Raw genomic sequence first — 24,014 nt, 5'->3', positions numbered from 1 at the left:
GGCGAAGGTTTCATTTCGAAACTTTCTCCGCCATCATGAAACGTTACGATTTTTCTATAAAGTTTCGTAAGTAATTATTGACCCATTACGATAAATGCGATTACTACACCGATGATCGGAAGTGCCTCAACTAGTGCGATACCGATGAACATTGTAGTTTGAAGAGTACCTCTAAGTTCTGGTTGACGAGCGATTCCCTCTACTGTACGTCCTACGATAAGACCGTTACCAATACCGGCACCTACTGCCGCTAGACCTACTGCAATTGCAGCTGCGATTAAACCCATGCTAAATTTCCTCCTTAATATTCATAAAAATAGATTTTTTATATAATGAAAAGTTCATTAATACTGTTTTTTAGTGGTCGTCTGCCACTTTGTGTGCCATGTAAACCATGGTTAGCATTACAAAGATAAACGCCTGAATTGTACCGACAAAGATACTGAATCCTTGCCATGCGAGCATAGGAAGAAAGGCTCCAAGCGCTCCGCCGATTCCTGCAGCTCCAAGTCCAGCTAGGAGTCCAAGCAAGATCTCACCGGCAAAAATGTTTCCGTAAAGACGAAGACCAAGCGTCAATGTGTTTGAAAATTCCTCGATTAACTTGAAAGGAAATAGGAATTTCATTGGGGTAAAGAATCCTTTACCGTATTCCTTTGCACCTTTCATTTTCACACCGTAATAGTGTGTGAGCACCACGACCATCGTTGCTAGTGTCAGCGTGATCGTCGGGTCTGCAGTTGGAGACTTCCACCATAGTTCGTCATTAAACGAAATGGCGAATGGAAGACCAAGCATGTTTGAGACGAAGATATACATGAGTAGCGTCATCCCAAGAAACAAGAATCGTCCTCCTGTTTGCCAGTCCATGGTGCTTGAGATCAGACCTTTCACAAAGTCCATCACCCACTCGATAAAGTTCTGCAAACCAGTTGGTCGCATTGCTAGTGAGCGAGTTGCTACAACTGCAAGGATGAAAACGATAGCGGATGCGATCGTAATCATGAGTACATTGGAAAGATTAAAAGTAATGCCTAATATTTCGCCAGTTGTAGGTGCATTATGTTCCAACAGCTTTTCACCTCTCTTCCTACTTAAAGCGTATTTGAAGTATTGAATCTATGAGAATGATAATGTAGGTCACCATCAACCCAATTACCACACCTAGCAAGTTGAACAGTTCCGGATATCGAGTCGCGATTGCAACAGCTAGTCCAGCCACAGCTAACCTTGTTAAGAAGCCGAGAGATTTTGCTTTCTTCCCTTCTTCAGCAGCTTGTCCAAGTCGATTTATTTTACGGAACATGTTGAATAGGTTATAAATACTAAATATGGTTCCTAGTATTAACCCGAGGAATAATGCTTTGCTTGAGGTAACTCCCCAACCTAGAACGAAGATTGCGAGCAGATACAGGGTGTATTGTAAGTAGCGGCGGAAATGTTGTTTATATTCTGTCATTTAATCTTCCCCTGTAAACTTATGTAGAAGACGAACTAGTCCATATATTCCTCCACCGAGCCCTAATAGGAGTCCGATGACAAGAAAAAGTGGAAAAGTGTCGAAAAGGCTGTCCATCCATTTTCCAAGGAAGATCCCTGTGAGTATCGATCCGACAAGGTAAGACAGGATGGTTGAGTAAAGTGCCATCGCCTTCAAATGAAGCGCCCCTTTTCTGTTGAGGTTAGTTTAGGGAGAGATCGTCTCTCCTGTGCGGATGAAAACCTTATCACTATACCCTTTGTAAGGATACAATAGGCATCCAACCATGTCAATGTGTTTCAAGCAAATGGTGTGATGAACTTCACAAATCGAAATGCGTCCCAAAATCCCCATATACACAAGGATTATAACGCTTTCAAGTCTTCTGCGAAACCTTATATAGAAAAGAGGTAAAATTTAGCGGATAAACTCGAACAATATTGTCACTTTTTTTTCACATTTTATGTGAGTGGGACAGTTTTTAAAACAAAAACCGTTCTAATTAGAAGAGGGTTAGCTTGTAAGATTTTTATAATCTTTTCAGTTTGTGAATAGTACAGACCCCAACAAGATAAAGCGAAGCTAACCTTTCCTTCAACGTTCAAGTAACTACTTTTTACTTCTGTCACTAATTTGCTTTTAAAAGGACCGGGTTTGAGTGAAGTTTAGTGACATTGATTTGGAGGGGAAGGATGGTCGACTCCTGCGGAATGTGCGGGACGGGTCCGCAGGAGCGTTAGAGACGAGGAGGCTCCCTCTGCCCCGCGGAAAGCGAGCATCCTGGAGCGGAAGTCACTACATTTCTGATAGCAAAAGAAAAACCTCTCCATGTTGGAGAGGTTCTCGATTACTTCGTTCCATAAAGACGATCACCAGCGTCGCCTAGTCCAGGAACAATATATCCTTTTTCGTTTAGTTTTTCATCGAGACCAGCGATGAAAATGTCTACATCTGGATGAGCTTCTTGAAGAAGTTCAACACCTTCTGGAGCTGCGATCAAGCACATCATCTTGATGTTTTGTGCACCGCGCTTCTTGATCGAGTTGATCGCTTCAACAGCGGATCCGCCAGTAGCAAGCATCGGGTCGATCACGATGAATTCACGTTCCTCAATGTCTGCAGGGAGCTTTACGTAGTATTCAACCGGCTGAAGTGTTTCAGGGTCACGGTAAAGTCCAACGTGTCCTACTTTTGCAGCAGGAATAAGCTTAAGGATTCCGTCTGTCATACCGAGTCCAGCTCTTAGAATCGGAACAAGTCCGAGTTTTTTACCTGAAAGGACTTTCGATTTCGCTTCAGTTACAGGAGTCTTCACAATGACTTCCTCAGTTGGAAGTTCTCTCGTAATTTCATAAGCCATCAGAGCAGCAACTTCATCGACCAATTCACGAAATTCCTTAGTGCCTGTTTTCTCGTCTCGAATGTATGTAAGCTTATGCTGAATCAATGGATGATCGAACACGTATACTTTACCCATTTGTACAATCTCCCCTTCTCATTTTAGTATCGTTCCACAATCTTCTTCGCAATTTTACAGAAAAACGAGGACTTATTCAAGGTTTTCTAAGATGATAAAATATTCGCACTCATTGATCGAAAATAGGTCATATGCAATGCGAAGACAGTAAAAAAAGGCTATCGAATGTACTCGATAGCCCCTGGGTGTTTTCAATCTTTACTATTAATAGGAAAGATCTTCATACATTGGAAATTTATTTGTTAGATCAATGACACGCTGCTCCGCTTTCTTAAGCACAGCTTCGTCTTCAATGTTGTGAAGAACGTCGCTCATGATACTTGCGATTTCTTCCATTTCTTGCTCACCGAAGCCACGTGACGTAACTGCAGCCGTTCCGATACGGAGTCCGCTCGTTACGAAAGGACTTTGTGGATCGAACGGAATTGTATTTTTATTCGTAGTAATACCGATATCATCAAGCGCTTTTTCAGCAACTTTTCCAGTAATGTCTAAGCTTTGAAGGTCTAATAGTACGAGATGGTTATCCGTTCCATTTGAGACTAGGTTAATGCCTTCCTTTTCAAGAGAAGAAGCTAGTTTTCTAGCATTCTTGATGATGTTCTCAGAGTATTGCTTGAATTCATCAGATAGTGCTTCTCCAAAAGCCACTGCCTTTGCAGCGATCACGTGCATGAGAGGACCGCCTTGAAGACCTGGGAACATAGACTTATCGATCTTCTTCGCGAATTCTTCTTTACAAAGAATCATTCCACCGCGTGGACCGCGAAGCGTCTTGTGAGTCGTTGTTGTTACGAAATCTGCATATGGAACTGGATTAGGATGGTGTCCAGTTGCGACAAGGCCAGCAATGTGCGCCATATCGACCATCAAATAAGCATCTACTTCATCAGCGATCTCTCTAAAACGCTTGAAGTCGATCTCACGAGGGTATGCACTCGCACCTGCAACGATCAATTTCGGACGATGTTCTTTTGCTTTCTCAAGCACATCATCGTAATCGATGCGATGTGTCTCTTTATCTACACCGTATTCCACAAAATTATATTGAACACCACTGAAGTTTACAGGGCTTCCATGTGTGAGATGACCTCCGTGTGAAAGGTTCATACCAAGAACCGTATCTCCATGATTTAGAACAGTGAAGTACACGCCCATGTTTGCTTGTGCGCCAGAGTGAGGCTGTACGTTAACATGGTCTGCTCCAAATAACTGCTTCGCGCGATCTCTTGCGATGTTTTCAGCTACATCTACATATTCACAACCACCGTAGTAACGGCGCCCTGGGTAGCCTTCTGCATATTTGTTCGTTAGGACAGATCCTTGCGCTTTCATTACAGCTTCAGAAACAAAGTTCTCTGATGCAATTAGTTCAATTTTGCTACGTTGTCTACCTAGCTCGTCCTGAATTGCCTGAAATAACTCTTGATCATGCTTTGCTACTTGTTGCATTGATATCCCCTTTCTATCTCACACATATTTCTATCCTTATAATTTGAATAGTCGTGAATCAATCTCGCTTGCATTGTATCACAGATTTTGAAGACCGTATATTAAATCTCAAAATGTTTCGAATGTTCGCCTTTTCACTTACTGCTTTTGTACCTATTGCTGCTATAAGAAGGATATAGCCTTCTCCTGATCACTATTAATATCTCTTAGAAACAATGTTCATTCTTACTTGGATAAGATGCTCGTTCTCCCCCGATCAGCTTAGGACGAGATCTTGCCATCGTTAAGTGAGCATGTCCGATCATCTTGTGTCTGCCTCTGACTGGAACGGCCACGTGCCTAATATGCATGCCGATAAACGTATCACCGATGTCGATCCCTGCATCTGCTGAGATAAATTCAACGAGGACAGGGTCAGTCATTCTTTGAAAAGCATACGTCGCCATCGAGCCACCCGCTTTTACAGTCGGTACAGCGGCTACAATTTCGTATCCTCTTGCTTCCGCTGTTTCACGTTCTACAACAAGGGCACGATTTAAATGTTCACAGCATTGAAAGGCGATGCTAACACCAGTCTCATTCTGAAATGACCCAATGCTTTCATAAACAGCTTCAGCAGCAAAAGTAGTGCCTGCTGTTCCGATTCTTTCTCCCATCACTTCACTCGAACTCATCCCTACCACTAACAGATGCTGTTTAGACAAGCGTGCATCAACTTGTAAATCATCTAGTGCTTCACGGGTATGCAGAGAAATCTGCTGAGCCATTTTCTCATCCATAGCTCATTCCTCCTTTAATTCGTTTCGTAAGCAGTGATCTTACCAACGCGCTTTGCGTGACGACCGCCTTCATACTCTGTTTCAAGCCACACTTTGGCGATTTCTTTCGCGAGTCCTGGTCCTATGATTCGTTCGCCCATCGCAAGTACATTCGAATCATTATGCTGGCGCGTTGCTTTTGCACTAAAAAGGTCATGAACGAGCGCACATCGAATACCTTCAACTTTATTGGCTGCGATCGACATGCCGATGCCTGTACCACAAATAAGGATACCGCGGTCCGCTGTCCCATTCGCAACATGCTCTGCTACTGGAATCGCATAGTCAGGATAATCCACCGATTCTTTACAATCACACCCAAGATCGATGACCTCCATTCCTAATTCTTTTATCACTCCAATAATGTCATCCTTAATCATAACTCCTGCGTGATCCGCCCCGATTGCTACTCTCACCGTTCATCCTCCTCATTATCTTCCTCTTTTAATCGTTCGATTAATCGTTCGATCGCATCTTCAATTTCATTATACGTTTCATGATAGTGCTTTAACGATCCACCGAAGGGATCTGAAATATCGATCGAAGGTAGGCTACTCTCTAACTTTTCCAATTCCTTTATTTCTTTTATAAGCTCTTGTTCAAATTCTTTTCTTTTCTTCTCTTCTTCTTCACCACTCAGTCCATTCAATTCATGTACAAAAGTGGCACGCTTCGTTTCGAGTTCTGCTGCTTTTTTTTGATAAGGATCATACATCTCTTCTCCAAACGCATACTCTTTTAACGTACTTACTTTATGCGATAGCTCTGGGAAATCTCTCAAAACTAATGCTTTATGACTTTCTGTCATCGTAAGGAGCAGGTCCCCCCATTCCGCAAGCTCCCGGTCTAGTAAACGAGCACTATGAGAAAAGGAAATGTTCTTATCTTTTAATAAGGTTTCAACCTGTTGGCTCGCTGGGGACCCATTTGCAGCGAAGACGCCTGCAGATTTAACTTCTATATTTCTGTTTTTATGTTTTACGATCGCTTCCGCCATCGGACTTCGACATGTATTCCCTGTGCAGATAAATACTACTTTCAACATAGCCACTCTCCTTCTACCTTTATTATGAGAGATGTCAGGCGATAAATCCACCCTGTTCAACTACGTCCAATCTGTGAAATAATTTTTAATGTAAATGAAACTTTTTGTAACAAGTATACGTAATACTTGTTACAAGCAAAACCAAGGGGGGAAAGTCAATGTCACAAAGAAGAATAGCAGTGATCGCCGGATCTATCGTCCTGTTTCTAGTGCTTGGACTCGTTCTTGTTACGAGCTGGTACACGGTCGATGAATCCGAACAAGCTGTAATCATGACATTTGGGAAAGTAGATGAAGAGATTAGCGATGCTGGCCTTCATTTTAAGTTGCCGTGGCCAATACAAAAAGTTGATATATTACCGAGAGAAACGTTTAGTTTAACGTTCGGATACGATGAAAAAGATGGAGAGATCGTAGATTTTCCAAAAGAAACGAAAATGGTAACTGGAGACGAAAATATCGTTCTCGCTGACCTCGTTGTACAATGGCGAATCACAAATCCAAAGAAATATCTTTACTATTCTGATCAACCAAAAGAAATCCTTTATAACGCAACATCTGCTTCACTGCGAGGGGTTATTGGGAGCTCAGAAATCGATGAAGCGCTCACCTCTGGGAAAGCCGAAATTGAAGGAAACGTACGTGAAATTCTCACGAAGCTTATCGATGACTATGAAATCGGCATCTCGATCCTGGACGTAAAGCTACAGGATGTTGAGTTACCAAACGACGAAGTTCGAAAAGCATTCACAAACGTCGTTGACGCTCGTGAGCAAAAAGAAACGACGATTTACGGTGCAAGAAAATACAAAAACCAGGAATTAAGCGTTGTAGAAGGACAGAAAGATGCGCGTATTTCTAAAGCACAAGGTAAAAAGGCGCAGCGTATCGAGCAAGCGCGTGGTGACGTTGCAACATTTAACGCACTATACAACGAGTATAAAAATAACCCTGACGTAACGAAAAAACGTCTCATCCTAGAGACGCTAGAAGAAGTTTTACCTGATACGAAGATCTACATTACCGATGAAGGCGGAGACACTGTGAAATACCTTCCGATTCAGCCTGGTAAAACTGAAACAAAGCCGAAAGGAAGTGAATCGAATGAGTGATAATAACGTTTTTAATATGGATGAGCACCGAAAGAATATCAACCCATCTAAACTGATTAAAAGCGCACTCCTCATCATCGCACTTCTTATTGTTATCGGTGGAATCTTTAGCTCCATCTTCGTCGTGAAAGAAGGCGAATACAAGGTTGTTCGTCAATTCGGTGATGTTGTTCGAATTGAAACGAGCCCTGGCTTAAACTTTAAGATTCCTTTCATTCAATCGATTACAACACTACCAAAATATCAAATGCTATATGATGTGAATCCAGAAGAAATCACGACGAAAGATAAAAAACGGATGACTGTTGATAACTATGCGGTATGGTCAGTCAAGGATCCACAAAGTATGATTAGTAATGCTCGAACGATTGAGAATGCTGAAGCGAAGATGGGAGAATTCATTTTCTCCGTTATTCGATCAGAGCTTGGTCAGTTAACATACGATGAAATTATTAATGAAGAAAAATCGAGCCGAGGTAGTTTTAACAACCGTGTACGCGACCGCGTAAACGAATTGCTCGATCGAGACGCGTATGGAATTAGCGTTACTGACGTCAGAATGAAACGGACAGACCTTCCGGATGCGAACGAAAAGTCCGTTTTCCAAAGAATGATTTCTGAGCGTGAATCGAAAGCGCAAGAATACCTTTCTCAAGGGGACGCAGAATCAGACCGAATCAAAGCAGAAACAGATAGAGAAGTAGCTACGATTCTTGCGAAAGCCGATGCTGATGCGCAAGAAATCGTCGCAGAAGGGGAAGCTGAAGCAGCTAAGATTTATAACGAAGCGTTCAGTCAAGACCCAGAGTTTTACGAGCTTTATCGAACGCTGAAGTCTTATCGCACAACACTAAATGATGAAACAGTCATCATGCTACCTTCCGATTCTCCTTATGCTCAACTTCTACAGGGAATCTCAGAATAACACTATGATGTCGCCTTAGGGCGGCATCATCTTCTATATTACTAGAAGCTTTAATCCAAATCCGAACAAGATACATCCACCGAATAACTCACTATATGATCCTATTACATTCTGAAACTTTTTACCTATGATTAACCCAGCCCACGTCAACATCATACTGATCAGACCGAACAAGACGATTGTAACGACTACTCTTGCGCCATAAATACCTAGACTCAACCCTACCGAGAAACTATCCAAGCTTACACTAAGAGAAAACAATAGTAACCCGATCCCGAGCGGTTTTACGAAAGGCTTATCATTCGATGTAAACGAAGAGAGACACATCTGCAACCCTAAGATGAGGAGCAAACCTCCTCCGATCATCGATGCAATACTACCGAAATGAACGGATATTACTTTTCCGATCAACAAACCAGCAAGGGGCATCCCCATATGGAACAACCCGATTACGATACCGATCTTAACAATCTGTCTAAGACGAAGCGGAATCATTCCCATACCTAGTCCAACTGAAAAAGCATCCATTCCGAGAGCCAATGCCATGATACTCAATGTCGCGAGCTCTCCAATAAGCGCCGTGGAAATCATACTCTCCCCTCCCGGGACGTGCTATTCCACTTTTATGCACGTCCACTTGAAAATAGAAGGGAAAGGCGCAATAATAGGTTAAGAGTCGTAGGATAAGGGAAATGATTCTAGGATAAGTCAAACTTTTGGAGGCTATACTCAATGAGCGTACACAGAGACATTTCATCACAGCTTGAAAGAAAAAATCGTGAAATCAACCTATTTATACAATTAGATAAAGAACGAGAAGCAGCAATTGAAAAGGCAATCGACCATTGTCATGCTAATGAACCTTATTCACTCGACAGAATCAACGAATTAACTTCCGAAATAAACGAACTCGCTAAACAAGGATCGATTCCAACACGTTCTTACGTAACGAAAACGATGATTGAAGAATTTGTTCAGAAAAAGCGAAAATAGGACTAGCACCCAAAATCACCCGGCGATCGGGTGATTTTTATATTGAGAATAAGAAAAACGAGCACCCTAACTGGATGCTCGCACTTTACTATTCTTTTATTACGTTTCCGCTAGCAGCTTTTGATAACCGGTTCATTACTGCAGCACCAACGCCCTCTTCTGTGAAAACTTCACTGTAGATCTCATCTACTTCAGCTTCGTCAAAGTTCCGAAGAACATCATACAAGCGATTAGCGACTGTGACGAGATCACTTCTTGATCCACAAGGTATGATGACATCTGCTAGATATCCAGATTCTGATTCTTCCGTTGCTAATATGCCTACTTTAAAACCCTGTTCCCTCCGTTTATCAACAATCGCTTGGAGAAAAGAGCTCGTCCCATCCACAAGTGTTACTGGTGCAGAAGGTGCATAATGTTTGTATTTTACACCGGGAGATTTAGGTTTATGACTGTCATCAGTTAGCGCTGGATCGATTTCAACATGACCGACCACTTCTTCTAACTGTTCTTTCGTAATTCCGCCTGGTCTCAGGATTGTAATCGTATCACTAGAACAATCAACTACCGTGGATTCGAGTCCTACTCCTGTCGCTCCACCATCCACAACACCAGAAATCCTTCCAGTTAAGTCATGAATTACGTGCGCTGCGGTCGTAGGACTCGGTTTACCGGAAAGGTTCGCGCTAGGCGCAGCTAACGGGATATCTGCTGCTTCTAGTAAAGCAAGCGCGACAGGATGATCAGGCATGCGAATAGCCACTGTATCAAGCCCAGCGGTAACGTTTGTCGCAACCCCTCTTCCTCCACGTAGGACGATCGTTAATGGACCTGGCCAGAAAGCATCCATCAACTGAGCCGCTTCGCTCGGAATTTCAGGTACTAACTTTTCCACATGTGGACGACTTGCAACGTGAACGATGAGCGGATTGTCCGCTGGTCTTCCCTTCGCTTCAAAAATCTTTGCGACTGCCTGCTCTGAGAGTGCATTCCCGCCAAGTCCGTATACCGTTTCAGTCGGAAACGCAACAACTTCATTTTGTTTTAACACTTCGGCTGCTTCTGCAATCTGTGGATAATGTTTATCTATATCCACATCACCATCCACATACCAAACATTTGTGTGGATACCTCCCACGTTATTCACCCTCTTATACACATATTGCCGATAAACCCATTGGTTTCGGGATAAAGAGAGGTTATTCAGCAGGATTCTACATGTTTTGCAGAAACACTTTCTTCATTCTCAACAAATTAGTCCACATAATGTGGATAAAACACGATCAATCTGTGTATAAATCTGTTGATGGAGAAGTTAGAAGTTCAACTGGCGCCTCATGATCACCCTGTTCGAAGAATTCTCTCTGAATAACCTATTTTGTTTTATGTCTACAGATAGTTCTTCGCGACTAATTGTCGAAAAACCAAAAACTTGAAAGAAAAATGATTCCTCATTCGAGGTTAGATAAAGCTCTTCTAGCTTACATTTCTTCGCATATGCAATCACTTGATCGAAGAAACGTAAAAGTCGTTCAGAAGTGGACTCAGCACTATTTAACACAAGCGCACGAAGCAGACCCGATCGCCCATGTTTCTCAAGGCCAATGACCCCGAACAATTCTTTCGACTCTGTTTCTGCGATCAAAAATGATTCTATATCAGGAAGCAAGTCCACTTCAAGCCCTGATCGTTTCACAATATTTTTCACTGCTTCTTCATCTTTGGAAGTCGCCTCTCTTACAAGAAACAAATCTATCATCCTCCTTTTCGATGCATAAAAGTTGTTCTGTTAACGTTTTATGCGAAAAAGAAGGATAATAGAACAGTTAAGCGAACAATCCTTTGATCCAATCTATCAAATCCTGAATCACTTGTACTAGAAAGAACTCTACTTCTACTTCCTCAGCCTCTTCTACAGGCTCAGCTGTTTCAGCCTGTACTGCATCACCGTTCGAAAAATCTAGAAAACAAAGTGGAGGAAACAATACACACCACCAGTTATCGCCAAGACCCTCACCAATCGTGATCAGTACCGCTTCGTATGTTCCAGCTGGGTATACCATATCTCCATAAAGCTTAGTTGGAAAAGCGATTTCTCCGAATTCCACCTTAAACGTATCGTTACTGCCAATCGCCTCTAGCTCTTTCTTAACGATCGCTTCAATTTCGTTCAAGTGTCCCTTGATCACCGTTCTAGAAGCTTCGATTGACGTTAAGTTCGCAACCCACGTATTGATAGAATCGTTCACTTCATCGCGGATACGACGCTTTACATTTTGATCCGCTTCACTGTTGCTATTTGCTAATATACGAAGACGAATCGCTTCGTCTGGAATGATCTGCTGCTCTGTTGCAAGACTAGTTGACCCTTGAAGACTTGAAAAAAGAATAAAAGATGAGATTAATAGATTTATAAGTCCGCTTTTCATTTGTATCCCCGTCCCTTCTAGCACTCATTCTGGCCAGAATACAATGTTTTAAACATTGAACTCTTCACCAGATTGCGAGCCGATTCGACGGGGCTATTTTATCGCGCCGAACACCATGCGTTCTTTACCACTTATATCGTTTACAACGTCTACTTCTATGCGATCTCCGAATGAAACACGAAGCATTTCAGCAACCGTACGCGCCTGTTTCTCCCCTACTTCAAATCCAATCAGACCAGGACTTCCCATTACGTCTGGCAGGTCGTTTGCAAGGCGGCGGTATAAATCATATCCATCTTCACCACCCACAAGGGCAAGAATTGGCTCATGATCTTTCACAAGGGAATCTAGCTCTTCATACTCCTCTTGTGAAATGTATGGTGGGTTCGAAACCACAATATCGAACTGCTTTCCTTTAAGAGGATCTACTAAATCGCCGTGTAAAAAGGAAACCGGTGCTTTCAGTGTCTTCGCGTTTTCTTTCGCTACAGTCAGCGCTTCTTCAGAAATATCGACTGCCGTTACAGAAGCACGGTCAAGCTCGAGCGCTAAACTGATCGCAATCGCTCCGCTCCCCGTTCCGATATCAGCGATAGAGAGCGACTTTTCACCAAATAACGCTTGTCCGCGAGAGACGATTCCTTCTACTAACTCCTCCGTTTCAGGTCTAGGTACTAACACATGCTTGTTCACCCGAAACGTTCGCCCATAGAATTCCTCTCGCTCCACAAGATGCTGAATTGGTACTCCTGATGCATGAACGCGTATTTTTTGTGCAAAGCCCTCAAAGTCAGGCATTTCCTCTCTCATTCTAAGCAGCAACTCTGTTCGTGATACATTTAACTCTTGCTTCAGCAGCCACTCAGCTGAAGAAGCTTCTCGTCCATGGTCTTCTAAAAAAGAAGAAGCCCACGTAAGGGCTTCGAATACTGTCTTCATAAGGTCACTCTCCAGCTTCAGCCATCAAGCGAGTTTGTTCTTCTGTAATCAAAGCATCGATAAATTCATCCATCTTACCTTGCAGAATTTGATCAAGCTTTTGAATCGTCAAGTTGATACGGTGATCCGTAACTCTGTTCTGTGGGAAGTTATACGTACGGATTCGCTCAGAGCGATCCCCTGTACCTACAGCTGATTTACGATTCTCATCGTACTCTTTCTGAGCTTCTTGTTGGAACTTATCATATACACGTGCTCTAAGAACTTTCATTGCTTTCTCTTTGTTCTTGATCTGTGACTTTTCGTCCTGACAAGATACAACGACACCAGTCGGTTCGTGTGTTAAACGGACAGCTGACATCGTCGTATTAACACTCTGTCCTCCTGGTCCGCTCGAAGTGAACGTATCCACGCGGATATCTTTCTCATGGATATCAACTTCCACTTCTTCTGCTTCAGGAAGTACCGCAACCGTTGCAGTAGATGTGTGAATACGCCCTCCTGATTCAGTAGAAGGCACACGTTGCACACGGTGAGCACCGTTTTCGTACTTCATTTTAGAATAAGCACCTTCACCGTTTACCATGAAGATGATTTCCTTAAATCCACCTAGCTCTGTGTAACTTGCTTCGATCACTTCAGATTTCCAGCCCTGTGCTTCTGCATAACGGCTGTACATGCGATAAAGGTCACCAGCAAATAAAGCAGCTTCATCTCCACCAGCTGCTCCACGAACCTCGATGATAACGTTCTTATCATCGTTCGGATCCTTAGGCAATAGGAGAATGCGAAGTCTTTCAGCGAGCTCTTCCTCCTGCGGCGTAAGTTCAGCAAGTTCAGCCTTCACCATTTCGCGCATTTCAGGATCTTTCTCATCTTCAAGCATCGCTTTCGCATCCTTGATTCCTTGAAGCACTTCCTTATACTCACGATACACCTGTACCGTTTCCTCAAGACTTGATTGTTCTTTGGAATATTCACGTAACTTCTGGGTATCACTGATCACTTCAGGATCACTCAATAGCCCGTTCAATTTGTCATAACGTTCTTCTACAGCTTCTAACCGTTCTAACAAGATCTTTCACCTCGTTTTCGTTGCATAACATTCTAATTATAGTATAGGATAAATGGCTCGTCAAAAGCAAAAATAGCTTGAACTTTCTATGAATAGGGTAAACTAACTACAGTATTTTTTACTTAAAAGGAGTTGTTTCCATGAAAGTCGTGATTATAGGTGGAGATGCTGCAGGTATGAGCGCAGCGATGCAAATCGTAAGAAACGATGAAGAAGCAGAGGTCGTGACACTTGAAAAAGGAAATATTTATTCATACGGCCAATGTGGGCTACCTTATGTGATTAGTGGAAAAATTGAATCCACAGAAAAACTGATCGCGCGAACTGTCGATACGTTCCGTGAGAAGTACGGTATCGATGCAAGAGTCTATCATGAAGCAACAGAGGTCGATACGGAAAACAAGATTGTAAAGGGAAAGAACCTTCAATCCGGTGAGAACTTCCAAGAAAGCTACGATAAATTACTGATTGCAACAGGCGTTAGTCCCATCAAGCCAGACTGGAAAGGAATTGACCTCGAAGGTGTACATACACTAAAAACGATCCCAGACGCAGAAAAGGTGATGGAAGATACAACAGAATCGATAAAGAACGTTGCCATCATCGGCGGCGGGTATATCGGTCTCGAGATGGCAGAAACATTTCGCGAGATCGGTAAAGAAGTGCGCATCATCGAACGAGGTCCCTATCTCGGCGGCATCTTTGATGAAGATATGGCTGAACACATTCACGAAGAAGCAGAACGAAATAACGTTTCTGTTCACACGAATGAGTCTGTCGAGGAACTGAAAGGAGATACACGGGTTAGAAAAATTGTCACAGATAAAGGGGAATATGATGCTGACCTCGTTCTCGTTTCGATCGGAGTAAAACCGAACACAGCTTTCGCTCAAGAATGCGGGCTTCATACTGCTAAGAATGGCGCCATCCAAGTAAATCGTTATATGGAGACGAGCATAGAAGATATTTATGCGGCAGGTGATTGTGCAACACACTACCATCGTGTTAAAGAGCGCGATGACTTCATCCCTCTCGGCACAACAGCCAATAAACAAGGCCGTATCGCAGGACTCAATATGATCGGACACTCAAACACGTTTAAAGGAATCGTAGGCACGTCCGTTATTAAATTCTTCGACTTAACATTAGGACGAACTGGATTATCTTCTAAAGAAGCAGAAGAGCTAAATCTACCGTTCACAAGTTGCTCAACTCGGGCAACTGATATTGCTGGATACTACCCAGACGCGAGAGAGCTTAATGTAAAGCTCATTTACCGCGATGACAACGAACGCATTATAGGAGGTCAGTTTATCGGAAAGCATGGCGTGGATAAACGCGTCGACGTTCTCGCCACTGCCCTTTTCCACCAAATGACGCTTCATGATATCGAAGACCTTGACCTCGCATACGCTCCTCCATATAACAGCGTATGGGACCCGATTCAACAAGGAGCAAGAAGAGCACAACATTAAAATGACCCTCTCCCACATAGTTGGGAGAGGGCTTTTATCTAGCTCGAACGTGCACTTTGTATCTTGGCACCGCTTGATAAATTTTCTTAGCTAATCTTCGTCGCTGCTCATTCAAATCCATCGCTTCTACGGATTCAAACTTCACATTCACCCACACGTGATTTCCATTGATCGAAACAGCGCCAGCATCTAGCCCTTCTGCTTCCACTACTTCACGTATTTTGTTCTGGTCATCACTGATCGTCGGCTTTTCTACACCCATATTTCGGTACGAATTTGGGTTCAGATTGATATCCGTGTTCAATTGTTGACCTTCACCAGCTGCACCATTTGATTCAGGTGGCTTAAGAGGGGAACATGCCGAAGTGAAAAGCATTAGTGATGAGAGTAAAACTGCGCAAACCACTTTCATTCTAAAACACCTCCTGTTCTTAAGGTGTCCGATTTTATAGGAGGGTAAAGCAGTTAAATTATGTTAGTTAGAGGGCGATTTCGAGTTGCTGTGAGGGGTTTTGTGCGGGAATGGGGGTTCTTGGGCCGGAGTGGGCAGTGTTTATTGTCCAAAATCGTGATTTATTGTCTAAAATGAAATTTTATTAGCCAAATCGGGGGTTTTATTGTCCAGAATGAGTTTTTATTAGCTAATTAGAGTGATTATCGTTTGGGAGCGGGTCTAAGCGGACGCTTCCGCTTTTCTTGGCTAGCTGCAGTTCGCAGAAACTCCTATATTTCACTCTCTCAATGGAACACAAAGAACGTGTTCCTTTTCGAGAGCTCCAATATATCCGTTTCTAAACGCTCACTTCCGCTTTTCTAACTTCTAACTAAAAAAACCCGGTTCCCCGGGTTTTTCTTCTAACTATCTTGTAACTTCTTCTTGTTGTAAATCTCTAGCCGTTGGTTTGCCTGGAACCTTGTGGCAGTGGCGGCACCGTGGCTCGTATGACTCTGAAGCTCCGACTAGAATGATCGGGTCGTCGTAGTGAGCTGGCTTGCCGTCGATCAGGCGCTGTGTTCTGCTTGCTGGTGAGCCGCAGACTACACAAATGGCTTGAAGCTTTGTAACGGACTCAGCTACTGTGAGAAGCTCTGGAACCTGTCCAAATGCTTTACCACGGAAATCCTGGTCAAGACCTGCCACGATGACGCGCACGCCTTCGTCAGCAAGCTGCTGGGCAACTTCCACAATTCCATCATCAAAAAATTGCACTTCATCGATTGCGACCATATCTGTATCTTCAGCCACACGATCAAGTATCGCTGTTGAGTCGTTTACCGGCACAGCAATAACCGATGTGCCATTATGAGACACAACGGACTCTTCACTATATCTGTTATCAACTTTTGGTTTGAAGACCTGAACTTTCTGTTTCGCATAAGTTGCTCTTCTTACACGGCGGATCAATTCTTCTGATTTTCCAGAAAACATGCTACCGCAAATGACCTCAATCCAGCCGTTGTGTTTCATGACATGCATGCAACCGCTTCTCCTTTCTCCCTATCCCGAAAAGACATCGTCTAATCTATATATTCCCCTTTTAAAGGTTTAAAACTCCTTGAAGTGTTAAAAAAACAGGCAAGAAGGATACTTGCCTGTTCTTATCATTAACCGTTAAGGTTGTATTTTTTTCTAAACTTATCTACACGTCCACCAGCGTCAGCAAACTTCTGACGTCCTGTGTAATACGGGTGACACTCTGAGCAAACCTCAACGTTGACCCCGTCTTGTTTTGTAGATCCTGTTTCGAATTCGTTACCGCAAGCACACTTAACCATTACTTTCTCATAACCTGGGTGAATTGCTTGTTTCATGAATTTCATCTCCTTCCGCCCTGATTCCTTAGGAAACAGAGTTATCTAAAACCGACAAACGAAGCTGACGGTTTTCTGCACATACAGAAGTATTATAGCAGGGAGCATACCACAATGCAATCGATCATAAGAAAGCCATTTTCAGTTGTCTTTCCGCTGGGGATCTAGCTAAACAGGCTATACCCTCGTGTTTCGTGTTCCTTCGAAAAGCTTCCACCGCTTGTCGAAGTCCAGCTACACAAGCCAAATCCTTCGGCCGTTTCACCCCCTCGGGCGAGACAAAAAACGTCTCATCCTCGCGGGCTCCAACGACCTACGGATTTAAACGGGCTCGTTTCGCTTTTCAGGTCTTAACGGCCAGCTCCGCTTTTTCTTGATCCAGCTTCGCTTGCCAGACCCTCGTGGCGCTTCACCTTTTCGATTGAACACACAAATCGTGTTCCTTCGAAAAGCTTCCACCGCCTTAGGGTCTTAACGGCCAGCTCCGCTTTTCTCTTTCTCAAACAAGTTGAACATTTCTTCGTTTGTCTTTGTCTTTCTTAGTCGCTTCAGGAAGTTATCGACAAATTCAAACGAGTCGTCCATGCTCTTTCTGATCGTCCAGAGCATTTCAAGCTGTTCTTTTGGAAGAAGAAGTTCTTCTTTTCTTGTTCCGGATCTGCGAATATCGATTGCCGGGAACATGCGGCGCTCAGCCAGTTTGCGATCGAGGTGAAGCTCCATGTTACCTGTTCCTTTGAACTCTTCATAGATGACGTCATCCATACGAGAGCCTGTATCCACAAGTGCAGTTGCAAGGATCGTTAAGCTTCCGCCTTCTTCGATGTTACGGGCAGCACCAAAGAATCGTTTTGGTCTATGGAATGCTGCTGGATCGATACCACCAGAAAGTGTTCTTCCACTTGGTGGAATCACAAGATTATAAGCACGAGCAAGACGTGTAATACTATCGAGAAGGATGACAACGTCTTTTTTATGTTCAACAAGACGCATCGCACGTTCAAGGACGAGCTCGGCTACTTTAATATGGTTATCTGGCGTCTCATCGAACGTCGAGTGAACAACGTCTCCGTCTACGGAACGTTCGATGTCCGTTACTTCCTCAGGTCGTTCGTCGATCAGAAGAACTATGAGCTCCGTGTCAGGGTGGTTCGTTGTAATACTATTTGCGATTTCTTTTAGAAGCATCGTTTTACCAGCCTTAGGAGGTGCAACGATTAAACCACGCTGACCGTATCCTACAGGAGCGATCATATCGATAATACGAGTCGAAAGGTTATTGGACTTGTTTTCAAATTCCATTCGCTTCTCAGGGTACAGAGGCGTTAGAGCCGGAAAATGAACGCGTTCTTTTGATGAATCTGGGTCATCCCCATTAACTGCTTCTACATGGAGAAGACCATAGTAACGTTCGTTTTCTTTCGGTGGACGCACCTTACCAGATACGCGATCACCGTTTCGAAGGTCGAATCGACGGATTTGAGATGCAGATATATAAATATCTTCGGCACTCGGTGAATAGTTGATCGGACGTAAGAAGCCAAATCCTTCAGATGAAATAATCTCAAGAATTCCTTCCATGAAAAGAAGACCAGACTGCTCTGCCTGCGCTTTTAGTATCGCAAATACAAGTTCCTTTTTGTTCAGCTTACTGTAGTAGGAGACTTTGTATTTCCTAGCCTGCTCATACAGTTCTTTTAAATTCATTTGTTCTAAATCAGATAAATTTACTGCCATGTTGACACCACACTTTTAATTTATAATAATGCTAGTTTTTCCTAGAAAAAAGGATTAAAGGAGAAGAGAGTACTACGGATATGAATAGCTGTTATTGCTTTCTAACTAAAGTTACGTACGAAAAAAGAAAGAGTTTGTGAGATCCCATGAGAGGCTAGTATTCTTTTCCATGCAGGTATCTCTTATGTGAGAGTAGAGGAAGTGCACAACGAAGGTATTGCTAAACGATCGTTTCTCTTGTGCTCAATTAAACATAGTTTAAAATTTTATAGGTTAAACCTCATGATAGGGTTAAATCTTCTTAAAGTACAGCAAAATAATGTAGCACCTTATAGTTTTACCAGATTCTTTAAGAATATTCAACATGAAATGAGCGATGCTGCTATCACAGCACCACTCTTTCCAAAAATTAAGGCTTTATCACTAAGTCGGGTTTCTTTTTCAAGCTATGTTTGCCATCTATGAAGCGAACGGTTCCAGATTTTGCTCGCATAACAACAGATTGAGTCGTTCCAGCCGTTCCTTTGAAGCGAACGCCTTTCAATAGCTCACCGTCAGTCACGCCTGTTGCAGCAAAAATGGCGTCTTCTCCTCTAACGAGGTCTTCCATGCGCAATACGCGAGAAACGTCTACGATTCCCATCTCACGGCAGCGGCGCATCTCTTCTTCGTTCTGTGGAAGCAGTTTACCTTGGATCTCACCACCGAGACACTTGAGTGCAACTGCAGCTAAGACACCTTCAGGGGCTCCCCCTGAACCAAACAGGATGTCGACTCCAGTATCTTCAAAAGCCGTATTGATCGCAGCTGCGACATCTCCATCTGTGATGAGCTTGATTCTTGCACCAGCAGAACGTACCTCTTCTATAATCTGTTCGTGACGTTTGCGATCCAATATGACCGCCACGCAGTCTTCGATGTCTTTATTTTTTGCTTTTGCTACTGCTTTTAGATTATCTAGAACAGAAGCATTAATATCGACTTTTCCAACAGCTTCTGGTCCTACCGCGATCTTGTCCATGTACATGTCAGGTGCATGAAGCAAGTTTCCATGGTCCGCAACAGCAAGGACAGCGAGAGCATTCCATGTACCGGCAGCTACAATGTTTGTTCCTTCGAGTGGATCGACAGCAACGTCCACACGTGGACCATAACCTGTACCTAGCTTTTCACCAATATAAAGCATCGGTGCTTCGTCCATCTCTCCTTCTCCGATCACGACGGTTCCTTTCATCGGAACGGTATCAAACACATCGCGCATAGCAGACGTAGCAGCATCATCTGCCTCTTCTTTTTTCCCACGACCCATCCAACGAGCAGAAGCAAGTGCGGCAGCTTCTGTTACTCGAACGAGTTCCATCGACAAACTTCTTTCCATTATGCTCTCCTCCCCAATGTACCCAGCAGTAAAACGCTTTCATTTTTATTAAAAACAGAAAAGCGGCTCAAACCGCTTCTTCTGTTTCTTACGTATTCTCTACTTCTTTTAGCTCTTCTTGATCCAACTTCTCACGCCAAACGCGTGCGCCAAGGTCACTGAGCTTCTCCACAAGTCGTTCATAACCACGATCGATGTGTTCAAGCCCAGATACTTCCGTTACGCCTTCAGCCATCAATCCAGCTACGACAAGGGCCGCTCCTGCGCGAAGGTCTGATGCACGAACCTTTGCACCTTGAAGTCTCGTTGCTCCGTTGATGATAGCAGAACGACCTTCAACTTTAACATTCGCTCCCATTCTACGAAGCTCATCAATGTGCTTAAATCTCGCTCCGTAGATCGTATCGGTTACAACACTACTACCCTCTGCGTTTGTGAGGAGTGAGGTGAACGGCTGTTGAAGATCAGTTGGAAAACCAGGATATACGAGCGTTTTGACATCGACGCTCTTCCACCCTTGACGTGGTGAACTGATGTACACTTGATCTTCATTCGTTTCGACCGTTACGCCCATTTCACGAAGCTTCGCGATGAGTGACTCTAAGTGTTGTGAGATGACGTTGTCGATTACGACCTCGTCCCCCATTGCTGCTGCCATGATCATGTAGGTGCCTGCTTCGATACGGTCAGGAATTATAGAATGATAGCAACCGTTAAGTTCGTCGACTCCATCGATTCGAATAACGTCCGTTCCAGCCCCCTTGATCTTTGCACCCATGCTAGAAAGCAATGTGGCAACGTCGATGATCTCGGGTTCTTTTGCAGCATTTTCAATCACTGTTCGTCCTTTTGCACGAACGGCAGCGAGCATGATATTGATCGTTGCGCCAACGCTAACTACATCAAGGTAAATACGCGCGCCTTTCAATTCGTCGGCACGAAGGTAGATCGCACCTTGCTCATTCGTCACCTTCGCACCGAGGGCTTCAAAACCTTTGATATGCTGATCGATTGGACGTGGCCCTAGGTTACATCCACCAGGCAGGCCTATAACTGCTTTTTTAAATCGTCCGAGCATCGCGCCCATCAAATAATAAGAGGCACGTAGTTTCTTAACCTTTCCGTTAGGCAACGGCATTGCAATCATTTCTTGAGGGTTTACCGTAAGCGTATTGCCATCCAGCTCAGCTTGTCCCCCAATTTCTTCTAAAAGATCACGTAGGATTCCAACGTCTGATATGTTAGGCAGGTGGTCGATCGTGACAGTGGATTCGGCTAATATAGCCGCCGGGATGAGTGCTACCGCACTATTCTTGGCCCCGCTCACCTGAACGGTTCCACTTAAGCGATGGCCTCCGGCGATCATCAACTTTTCCATAATGGTCTCCCTTCTTCGTCCGCATCTTATTCCTGGCAATGGATTTGTCGAAATGTGAAACTCCATAAGAATAGTATGGGCAAAAACAGGAAGTTCATGCCAATTCCATCTCGATTAATCCAAGTCTTTTTGTACTTCGTTCCAATCAGAAAGAAACTTATCGATACCTTTGTCTGTAAGAGGGTGCTCTAGCATTTGTAGAACAACTTTCAGTGGCATCGTACCAATGTCTGCTCCTCTTAATGCTGCTTCAGATACGTGAAGCGGGTGGCGAATCGATGCGGCAATGATTTCAGTTTCAATTCCATGTACAGCAAATAGATCAGAAATCTCAGAGATTAAATCTAACCCGTTGTGTCCGATGTCGTCTAGTCTTCCAAGAAACGGTGATACATAAGAAGCACCGGCACGAGCTGCAAGTAGCGCTTGATTTGAAGAAAAGACTAGCGTTACGTTTGTTTTTATTCCTAACTCAGAAAATGCCTTTACTGCTTTAAGACCTTCCTGGTTCATCGGTACTTTTACAGTGATGTTCGGAGCGATGTTTGCAAGCTGTTTGCCTTCTTCGATCATATCCTCAGCTTTCATGGATACGACTTCAGCGCTGACTGAGCCTTTCACCAAGTCTGTTATTTCTCTCAAACGATCATGAAAGTCTACGTTTTCCTTAACAACAAGTGATGGATTAGTCGTTACTCCAGCTACAACTCCCATATCATAAGCTTGTTTGATATCATCTAAATTAGCAGAATCTATAAAAATTTTCATTGTGTACGTCCTCCTCTGTTGTTTAGAAAGCGTTTACTAAAAAATTTTAACATAAATTTCTATCTGATTTACGGGTTTGCCTAAAATTAGTTGAAAAATAGTCGTCAAGTAGGTGGAAGGGGAAGTTTATGGAAATTATAAACCGCCCGGATTCGAGCGGTTTATACTATCTCCATCTTTTATGAAGATTTATGCTTTTTGAGAAGAACCGAATTCACGCATTTTACCGATTACTGTTTCTTTAATCGCATCACGTGCAGGTCCCATGTATTTACGTGGATCGTATAGTTCTGGCTTTTCTTCTAGTACAGAGCGAACTGCTTTTGCAGAAGAAAGCTGACTTTCAGTGTTAACGTTAATTTTCGCATGTCCAAATTTGATCGCTTTTTTCACGTCAGCAGTTGGAATACCAGTACCACCGTGAAGAACTAGAGGAACACCAGTCATCTTGCTGATTGTTTCCATGCGGTCAAATCCAAGGTTTGGTTCACCTTTGTATGGACCGTGTACAGAACCAAGTGCTGGAGCGAAGCAATCCACACCAGTTTCGTTGATTAGACGCTCACACTCTTCAGGGATCGCGTATGCAGCTTCTGCATCACTAACGATAACGTCGTCTTCTTGTCCGCCGATACGGCCAAGCTCTGCTTCAACTGAAACGCCTACTGCGTGTGCAGCTTCAACAACTTTTGAAGTTAGAGCGATGTTCTCATCTAGCGGGTAGTGAGAGCCGTCGATCATAACAGAAGTGAAGCCAGCGTTGATCGCTTGCATACACTTAGCGAAGCTTGATCCATGGTCAAGGTGAATCGCAACAGGAACTGTTACGTTGTATTCTTCCATCAATGCGTTCACTAGAGTCGTAACGGTTTTGAAACCACCCATGTAACGTGCAGCACCTTCGGATACTCCAAGGATTACTGGAGATTTTTCTTCCTCAGCAGCCTGAAGGATCGCTTGAGTGAACTCAAGGTTGTTCAGGTTAAATTGGCCAACAGCGTAGCCTTCTGCTTTAGCTTTTTCTAGCATTTCTTTCATAGAAACTAAAGGCATGGTACTTCCTCCTTGATATTAAATAAGATTGCTCGGTCGGAACCTAAAGCATCGTTGTTAAAGAGATACTTGTTGTTAGAGCTCACAAAATGCCTTCTCGAAATAATCGGTCTTATTCAAGATGGCACAAACACATAAATTTTATGTATGTACCGTGAAATTTCAATCGTCACTTGTGCAAACACTCCAAAAACACGGTTCTATTATAGCATATCAAATCTACAAAAGAAGGGGAAAAAGCTTGATTTAATAGGATTTGTTTATGTAAGCGCTACCTCTTCTGCTAAGAGATCGCAGACAATTCTTTTTTTACAGCTTCTGTAATTTCATCGATATCAAAAGGTTTCGGGAAGTGCGTGATCGCTCCGAGATCCATCGCCTCATGAATCATGTCGAGCTCACCGTAAGCAGTCATGATGATGACGAGTGCTCTTGCTTCCATCTTCTTAATCCGTTTTAAGATTTCCAATCCGTCCATGCCTGGAATTTTCATATCCAGAATCACAAGATCAGGATCTTCATTCTTCACGATATCCAATGCTTGAACTCCATTGGCAGCTTGATAAGTTTGGTAGCCTTCTTTTTGAAAAATTTCATTAAGGAGGATCCGTATTCCGTATTGGTCATCAACTATTAAGATTTTCTTTTTCATATCATTGCCTCCCGAT

Annotated in this window: 28 protein-coding genes; 4 read left to right on the top strand and 24 right to left on the bottom strand. The window is 43.3% G+C overall.

The genetic code is table 11. From position 1 onward, the window contains the following. Positions 1-74: 74 nt before the first annotated feature. From atpE to ACXAEY_RS01645, 9 genes are all read right to left on the bottom strand, one after another. Positions 75-287 (bottom strand): F0F1 ATP synthase subunit C, encoded by a 213-nt coding sequence (gene atpE, locus ACXAEY_RS01685; RefSeq protein ID WP_224884350.1) that lies wholly within the window; start codon positions 285-287, stop codon positions 75-77. Between the two features lie 70 nt (positions 288-357). Then, positions 358-1,071, bottom strand: coding sequence for a F0F1 ATP synthase subunit A (gene atpB, locus ACXAEY_RS01680; RefSeq protein WP_270180379.1), 714 nt, complete (start codon positions 1,069-1,071; stop codon positions 358-360). A gap of 19 nt (positions 1,072-1,090) precedes the next feature. Beyond that, the gene (locus ACXAEY_RS01675) at positions 1,091-1,459 is read right to left on the bottom strand and encodes an ATP synthase subunit I (RefSeq protein WP_270180380.1); all 369 of its coding nucleotides are present in this window, start codon (positions 1,457-1,459) and stop codon (positions 1,091-1,093) included. Continuing rightward, on the bottom strand, positions 1,460-1,648 hold the full coding sequence (locus ACXAEY_RS01670; RefSeq protein ID WP_270180638.1) for an AtpZ/AtpI family protein: 189 nt from the start codon (positions 1,646-1,648) through the stop codon (positions 1,460-1,462). It lies immediately after the preceding gene. Between the two features lie 679 nt (positions 1,649-2,327). Beyond that, the gene (upp, locus tag ACXAEY_RS01665) at positions 2,328-2,957 is read right to left on the bottom strand and encodes a uracil phosphoribosyltransferase (RefSeq protein ID WP_270180381.1); all 630 of its coding nucleotides are present in this window, start codon (positions 2,955-2,957) and stop codon (positions 2,328-2,330) included. A 204-nt stretch (positions 2,958-3,161) separates the two neighbouring features. Beyond that, positions 3,162-4,409: a serine hydroxymethyltransferase gene (gene glyA, locus ACXAEY_RS01660; RefSeq protein ID WP_474810017.1), complete on the bottom strand. Its 1,248-nt coding sequence runs from the start codon at positions 4,407-4,409 to the stop codon at positions 3,162-3,164. Positions 4,410-4,615: 206 nt separating this feature from the next. Then, positions 4,616-5,188: a TIGR01440 family protein gene (locus tag ACXAEY_RS01655; protein WP_474810015.1), complete on the bottom strand. Its 573-nt coding sequence runs from the start codon at positions 5,186-5,188 to the stop codon at positions 4,616-4,618. A 14-nt stretch (positions 5,189-5,202) separates the two neighbouring features. Beyond that, complete coding sequence (rpiB, locus tag ACXAEY_RS01650; RefSeq protein WP_474810012.1) at positions 5,203-5,643, bottom strand: ribose 5-phosphate isomerase B; 441 nt, start codon at positions 5,641-5,643, stop codon at positions 5,203-5,205. Further along, positions 5,640-6,272 (bottom strand): low molecular weight protein arginine phosphatase, encoded by a 633-nt coding sequence (locus ACXAEY_RS01645; protein ID WP_474810010.1) that lies wholly within the window; start codon positions 6,270-6,272, stop codon positions 5,640-5,642. The genes rpiB and ACXAEY_RS01645 overlap by 4 nt, the downstream gene beginning before the upstream one ends. Positions 6,273-6,430: 158 nt before the next feature. Between ACXAEY_RS01645 and hflK the strand changes: the two genes are divergently transcribed. Both hflK and hflC read left to right on the top strand, forming a co-directional pair. Next, positions 6,431-7,384 (top strand): FtsH protease activity modulator HflK, encoded by a 954-nt coding sequence (gene hflK, locus ACXAEY_RS01640; RefSeq protein ID WP_474810008.1) that lies wholly within the window; start codon positions 6,431-6,433, stop codon positions 7,382-7,384. Further along, positions 7,377-8,309 (top strand): protease modulator HflC, encoded by a 933-nt coding sequence (gene hflC, locus ACXAEY_RS01635; protein WP_474810006.1) that lies wholly within the window; start codon positions 7,377-7,379, stop codon positions 8,307-8,309. Before hflK ends, hflC begins: the two co-directional genes overlap by 8 nt. A 33-nt stretch (positions 8,310-8,342) precedes the next feature. On the opposite strand, the gene ACXAEY_RS01630 is transcribed toward hflC, so the two are convergent. After that, positions 8,343-8,900, bottom strand: a complete 558-nt coding sequence (locus ACXAEY_RS01630; protein WP_474810005.1) for a manganese efflux pump MntP — start codon at positions 8,898-8,900, stop codon at positions 8,343-8,345. Between the two features lie 141 nt (positions 8,901-9,041). On the opposite strand from ACXAEY_RS01630, the gene ACXAEY_RS01625 reads away from it, so the two are divergent. After that, a complete protein-coding gene (locus ACXAEY_RS01625; RefSeq protein WP_474810003.1) occupies positions 9,042-9,302 on the top strand; it encodes a DUF2533 family protein in 261 nt (86 codons plus the stop codon). Positions 9,303-9,390: 88 nt separating this feature from the next. Here ACXAEY_RS01625 and ACXAEY_RS01620 read toward each other — a convergent pair whose 3' ends face one another. The 5 genes from ACXAEY_RS01620 to prfA form a co-directional block, all read right to left on the bottom strand. Next, on the bottom strand, positions 9,391-10,431 hold the full coding sequence (locus ACXAEY_RS01620; protein WP_474814704.1) for an L-threonylcarbamoyladenylate synthase: 1,041 nt from the start codon (positions 10,429-10,431) through the stop codon (positions 9,391-9,393). A gap of 186 nt (positions 10,432-10,617) precedes the next feature. Beyond that, complete coding sequence (locus ACXAEY_RS01615; protein WP_474810001.1) at positions 10,618-11,052, bottom strand: GNAT family N-acetyltransferase; 435 nt, start codon at positions 11,050-11,052, stop codon at positions 10,618-10,620. A 76-nt stretch (positions 11,053-11,128) separates the two neighbouring features. Continuing rightward, a complete protein-coding gene (gene spoIIR, locus ACXAEY_RS01610) occupies positions 11,129-11,731 on the bottom strand; it encodes a stage II sporulation protein R (protein WP_270180391.1) in 603 nt (200 codons plus the stop codon). A 93-nt stretch (positions 11,732-11,824) separates the two neighbouring features. Next, entirely contained in the window at positions 11,825-12,670 is an 846-nt protein-coding gene (gene prmC / locus ACXAEY_RS01605) for a peptide chain release factor N(5)-glutamine methyltransferase (RefSeq protein WP_474809999.1), read from the bottom strand. A 4-nt stretch (positions 12,671-12,674) separates the two neighbouring features. Then, a complete protein-coding gene (gene prfA / locus ACXAEY_RS01600) occupies positions 12,675-13,745 on the bottom strand; it encodes a peptide chain release factor 1 (RefSeq protein ID WP_270180393.1) in 1,071 nt (356 codons plus the stop codon). A gap of 140 nt (positions 13,746-13,885) precedes the next feature. Here prfA and ACXAEY_RS01595 point away from each other — a divergent pair, with 140 nt between their 5' ends. Further along, positions 13,886-15,220, top strand: coding sequence for a CoA-disulfide reductase (locus tag ACXAEY_RS01595; protein WP_474809996.1), 1,335 nt, complete (start codon positions 13,886-13,888; stop codon positions 15,218-15,220). 34 nt (positions 15,221-15,254) lie between these two features. Here the strand turns inward: ACXAEY_RS01595 and ACXAEY_RS01590 are convergent, their stop codons facing one another. From ACXAEY_RS01590 to ACXAEY_RS01550, 9 genes are all read right to left on the bottom strand, one after another. Then, a complete protein-coding gene (locus ACXAEY_RS01590; RefSeq protein WP_270180395.1) occupies positions 15,255-15,632 on the bottom strand; it encodes a hypothetical protein in 378 nt (125 codons plus the stop codon). A 447-nt stretch (positions 15,633-16,079) separates the two neighbouring features. Continuing rightward, positions 16,080-16,697 carry a thymidine kinase gene (locus tag ACXAEY_RS01585; protein ID WP_270180396.1) on the bottom strand — a complete coding sequence of 206 codons (618 nt, stop codon included), beginning with the start codon at positions 16,695-16,697 and terminating at the stop codon, positions 16,080-16,082. Positions 16,698-16,825: 128 nt separating this feature from the next. Next, positions 16,826-17,032 carry a 50S ribosomal protein L31 gene (gene rpmE, locus ACXAEY_RS01580; protein WP_270180397.1) on the bottom strand — a complete coding sequence of 69 codons (207 nt, stop codon included), beginning with the start codon at positions 17,030-17,032 and terminating at the stop codon, positions 16,826-16,828. Between the two features lie 471 nt (positions 17,033-17,503). Continuing rightward, complete coding sequence (gene rho / locus ACXAEY_RS01575) at positions 17,504-18,769, bottom strand: transcription termination factor Rho (RefSeq protein WP_270180398.1); 1,266 nt, start codon at positions 18,767-18,769, stop codon at positions 17,504-17,506. Positions 18,770-19,178: 409 nt separating this feature from the next. Beyond that, positions 19,179-20,147, bottom strand: coding sequence for a class II fructose-bisphosphatase (gene glpX, locus ACXAEY_RS01570; RefSeq protein ID WP_270180399.1), 969 nt, complete (start codon positions 20,145-20,147; stop codon positions 19,179-19,181). A gap of 88 nt (positions 20,148-20,235) precedes the next feature. After that, positions 20,236-21,525: a UDP-N-acetylglucosamine 1-carboxyvinyltransferase gene (locus ACXAEY_RS01565; RefSeq protein WP_270180400.1), complete on the bottom strand. Its 1,290-nt coding sequence runs from the start codon at positions 21,523-21,525 to the stop codon at positions 20,236-20,238. 114 nt (positions 21,526-21,639) lie between these two features. Further along, positions 21,640-22,293 carry a fructose-6-phosphate aldolase gene (fsa, locus tag ACXAEY_RS01560; RefSeq protein ID WP_270180401.1) on the bottom strand — a complete coding sequence of 218 codons (654 nt, stop codon included), beginning with the start codon at positions 22,291-22,293 and terminating at the stop codon, positions 21,640-21,642. A gap of 189 nt (positions 22,294-22,482) precedes the next feature. Then, positions 22,483-23,346, bottom strand: a complete 864-nt coding sequence (gene fba, locus ACXAEY_RS01555) for a class II fructose-1,6-bisphosphate aldolase (protein WP_270180402.1) — start codon at positions 23,344-23,346, stop codon at positions 22,483-22,485. A gap of 283 nt (positions 23,347-23,629) precedes the next feature. Continuing rightward, positions 23,630-23,998: a response regulator gene (locus ACXAEY_RS01550; protein WP_270180403.1), complete on the bottom strand. Its 369-nt coding sequence runs from the start codon at positions 23,996-23,998 to the stop codon at positions 23,630-23,632. Positions 23,999-24,014: the final 16 nt, after the last annotated feature.

The sequence above is a fragment of the Anaerobacillus sp. ABA4_114 genome, from assembly GCF_056159065.1.
This window is presented reverse-complemented; position numbering and strand designations above follow the sequence as displayed.

Bases quoted from the DNA above. Each gene is read 5' to 3' on its own strand.
- ACXAEY_RS01630 (WP_474810005.1), bottom strand. From the start codon at position 8,900: ATGATTTCCACGGCGCTTATTGGAGAGCTCGCGACATTGAGTATCATG.
- glyA (WP_474810017.1), bottom strand. From the start codon at position 4,409: ATGCAACAAGTAGCAAAGCATGATCAAGAGTTATTTCAGGCAATTCAG.
- hflC (WP_474810006.1), top strand. From the start codon at position 7,377: ATGAGTGATAATAACGTTTTTAATATGGATGAGCACCGAAAGAATATC.
- ACXAEY_RS01655 (WP_474810015.1), bottom strand. From the start codon at position 5,188: ATGGATGAGAAAATGGCTCAGCAGATTTCTCTGCATACCCGTGAAGCA.
- prmC (WP_474809999.1), bottom strand. From the start codon at position 12,670: ATGAAGACAGTATTCGAAGCCCTTACGTGGGCTTCTTCTTTTTTAGAA.
- ACXAEY_RS01625 (WP_474810003.1), top strand. From the start codon at position 9,042: ATGAGCGTACACAGAGACATTTCATCACAGCTTGAAAGAAAAAATCGT.
- fsa (WP_270180401.1), bottom strand. From the start codon at position 22,293: ATGAAAATTTTTATAGATTCTGCTAATTTAGATGATATCAAACAAGCT.
- hflK (WP_474810008.1), top strand. From the start codon at position 6,431: ATGTCACAAAGAAGAATAGCAGTGATCGCCGGATCTATCGTCCTGTTT.
- ACXAEY_RS01590 (WP_270180395.1), bottom strand. From the start codon at position 15,632: ATGAAAGTGGTTTGCGCAGTTTTACTCTCATCACTAATGCTTTTCACT.
- ACXAEY_RS01565 (WP_270180400.1), bottom strand. From the start codon at position 21,525: ATGGAAAAGTTGATGATCGCCGGAGGCCATCGCTTAAGTGGAACCGTT.
- ACXAEY_RS01595 (WP_474809996.1), top strand. From the start codon at position 13,886: ATGAAAGTCGTGATTATAGGTGGAGATGCTGCAGGTATGAGCGCAGCG.
- glpX (WP_270180399.1), bottom strand. From the start codon at position 20,147: ATGGAAAGAAGTTTGTCGATGGAACTCGTTCGAGTAACAGAAGCTGCC.
- ACXAEY_RS01550 (WP_270180403.1), bottom strand. From the start codon at position 23,998: ATGAAAAAGAAAATCTTAATAGTTGATGACCAATACGGAATACGGATC.
- rho (WP_270180398.1), bottom strand. From the start codon at position 18,769: ATGGCAGTAAATTTATCTGATTTAGAACAAATGAATTTAAAAGAACTG.
- ACXAEY_RS01645 (WP_474810010.1), bottom strand. From the start codon at position 6,272: ATGTTGAAAGTAGTATTTATCTGCACAGGGAATACATGTCGAAGTCCG.
- ACXAEY_RS01675 (WP_270180380.1), bottom strand. From the start codon at position 1,459: ATGACAGAATATAAACAACATTTCCGCCGCTACTTACAATACACCCTG.
- ACXAEY_RS01585 (WP_270180396.1), bottom strand. From the start codon at position 16,697: ATGCATGTCATGAAACACAACGGCTGGATTGAGGTCATTTGCGGTAGC.
- fba (WP_270180402.1), bottom strand. From the start codon at position 23,346: ATGCCTTTAGTTTCTATGAAAGAAATGCTAGAAAAAGCTAAAGCAGAA.
- upp (WP_270180381.1), bottom strand. From the start codon at position 2,957: ATGGGTAAAGTATACGTGTTCGATCATCCATTGATTCAGCATAAGCTT.
- spoIIR (WP_270180391.1), bottom strand. From the start codon at position 11,731: ATGAAAAGCGGACTTATAAATCTATTAATCTCATCTTTTATTCTTTTT.
- ACXAEY_RS01670 (WP_270180638.1), bottom strand. From the start codon at position 1,648: ATGGCACTTTACTCAACCATCCTGTCTTACCTTGTCGGATCGATACTC.
- rpmE (WP_270180397.1), bottom strand. From the start codon at position 17,032: ATGAAACAAGCAATTCACCCAGGTTATGAGAAAGTAATGGTTAAGTGT.
- atpE (WP_224884350.1), bottom strand. From the start codon at position 287: ATGGGTTTAATCGCAGCTGCAATTGCAGTAGGTCTAGCGGCAGTAGGT.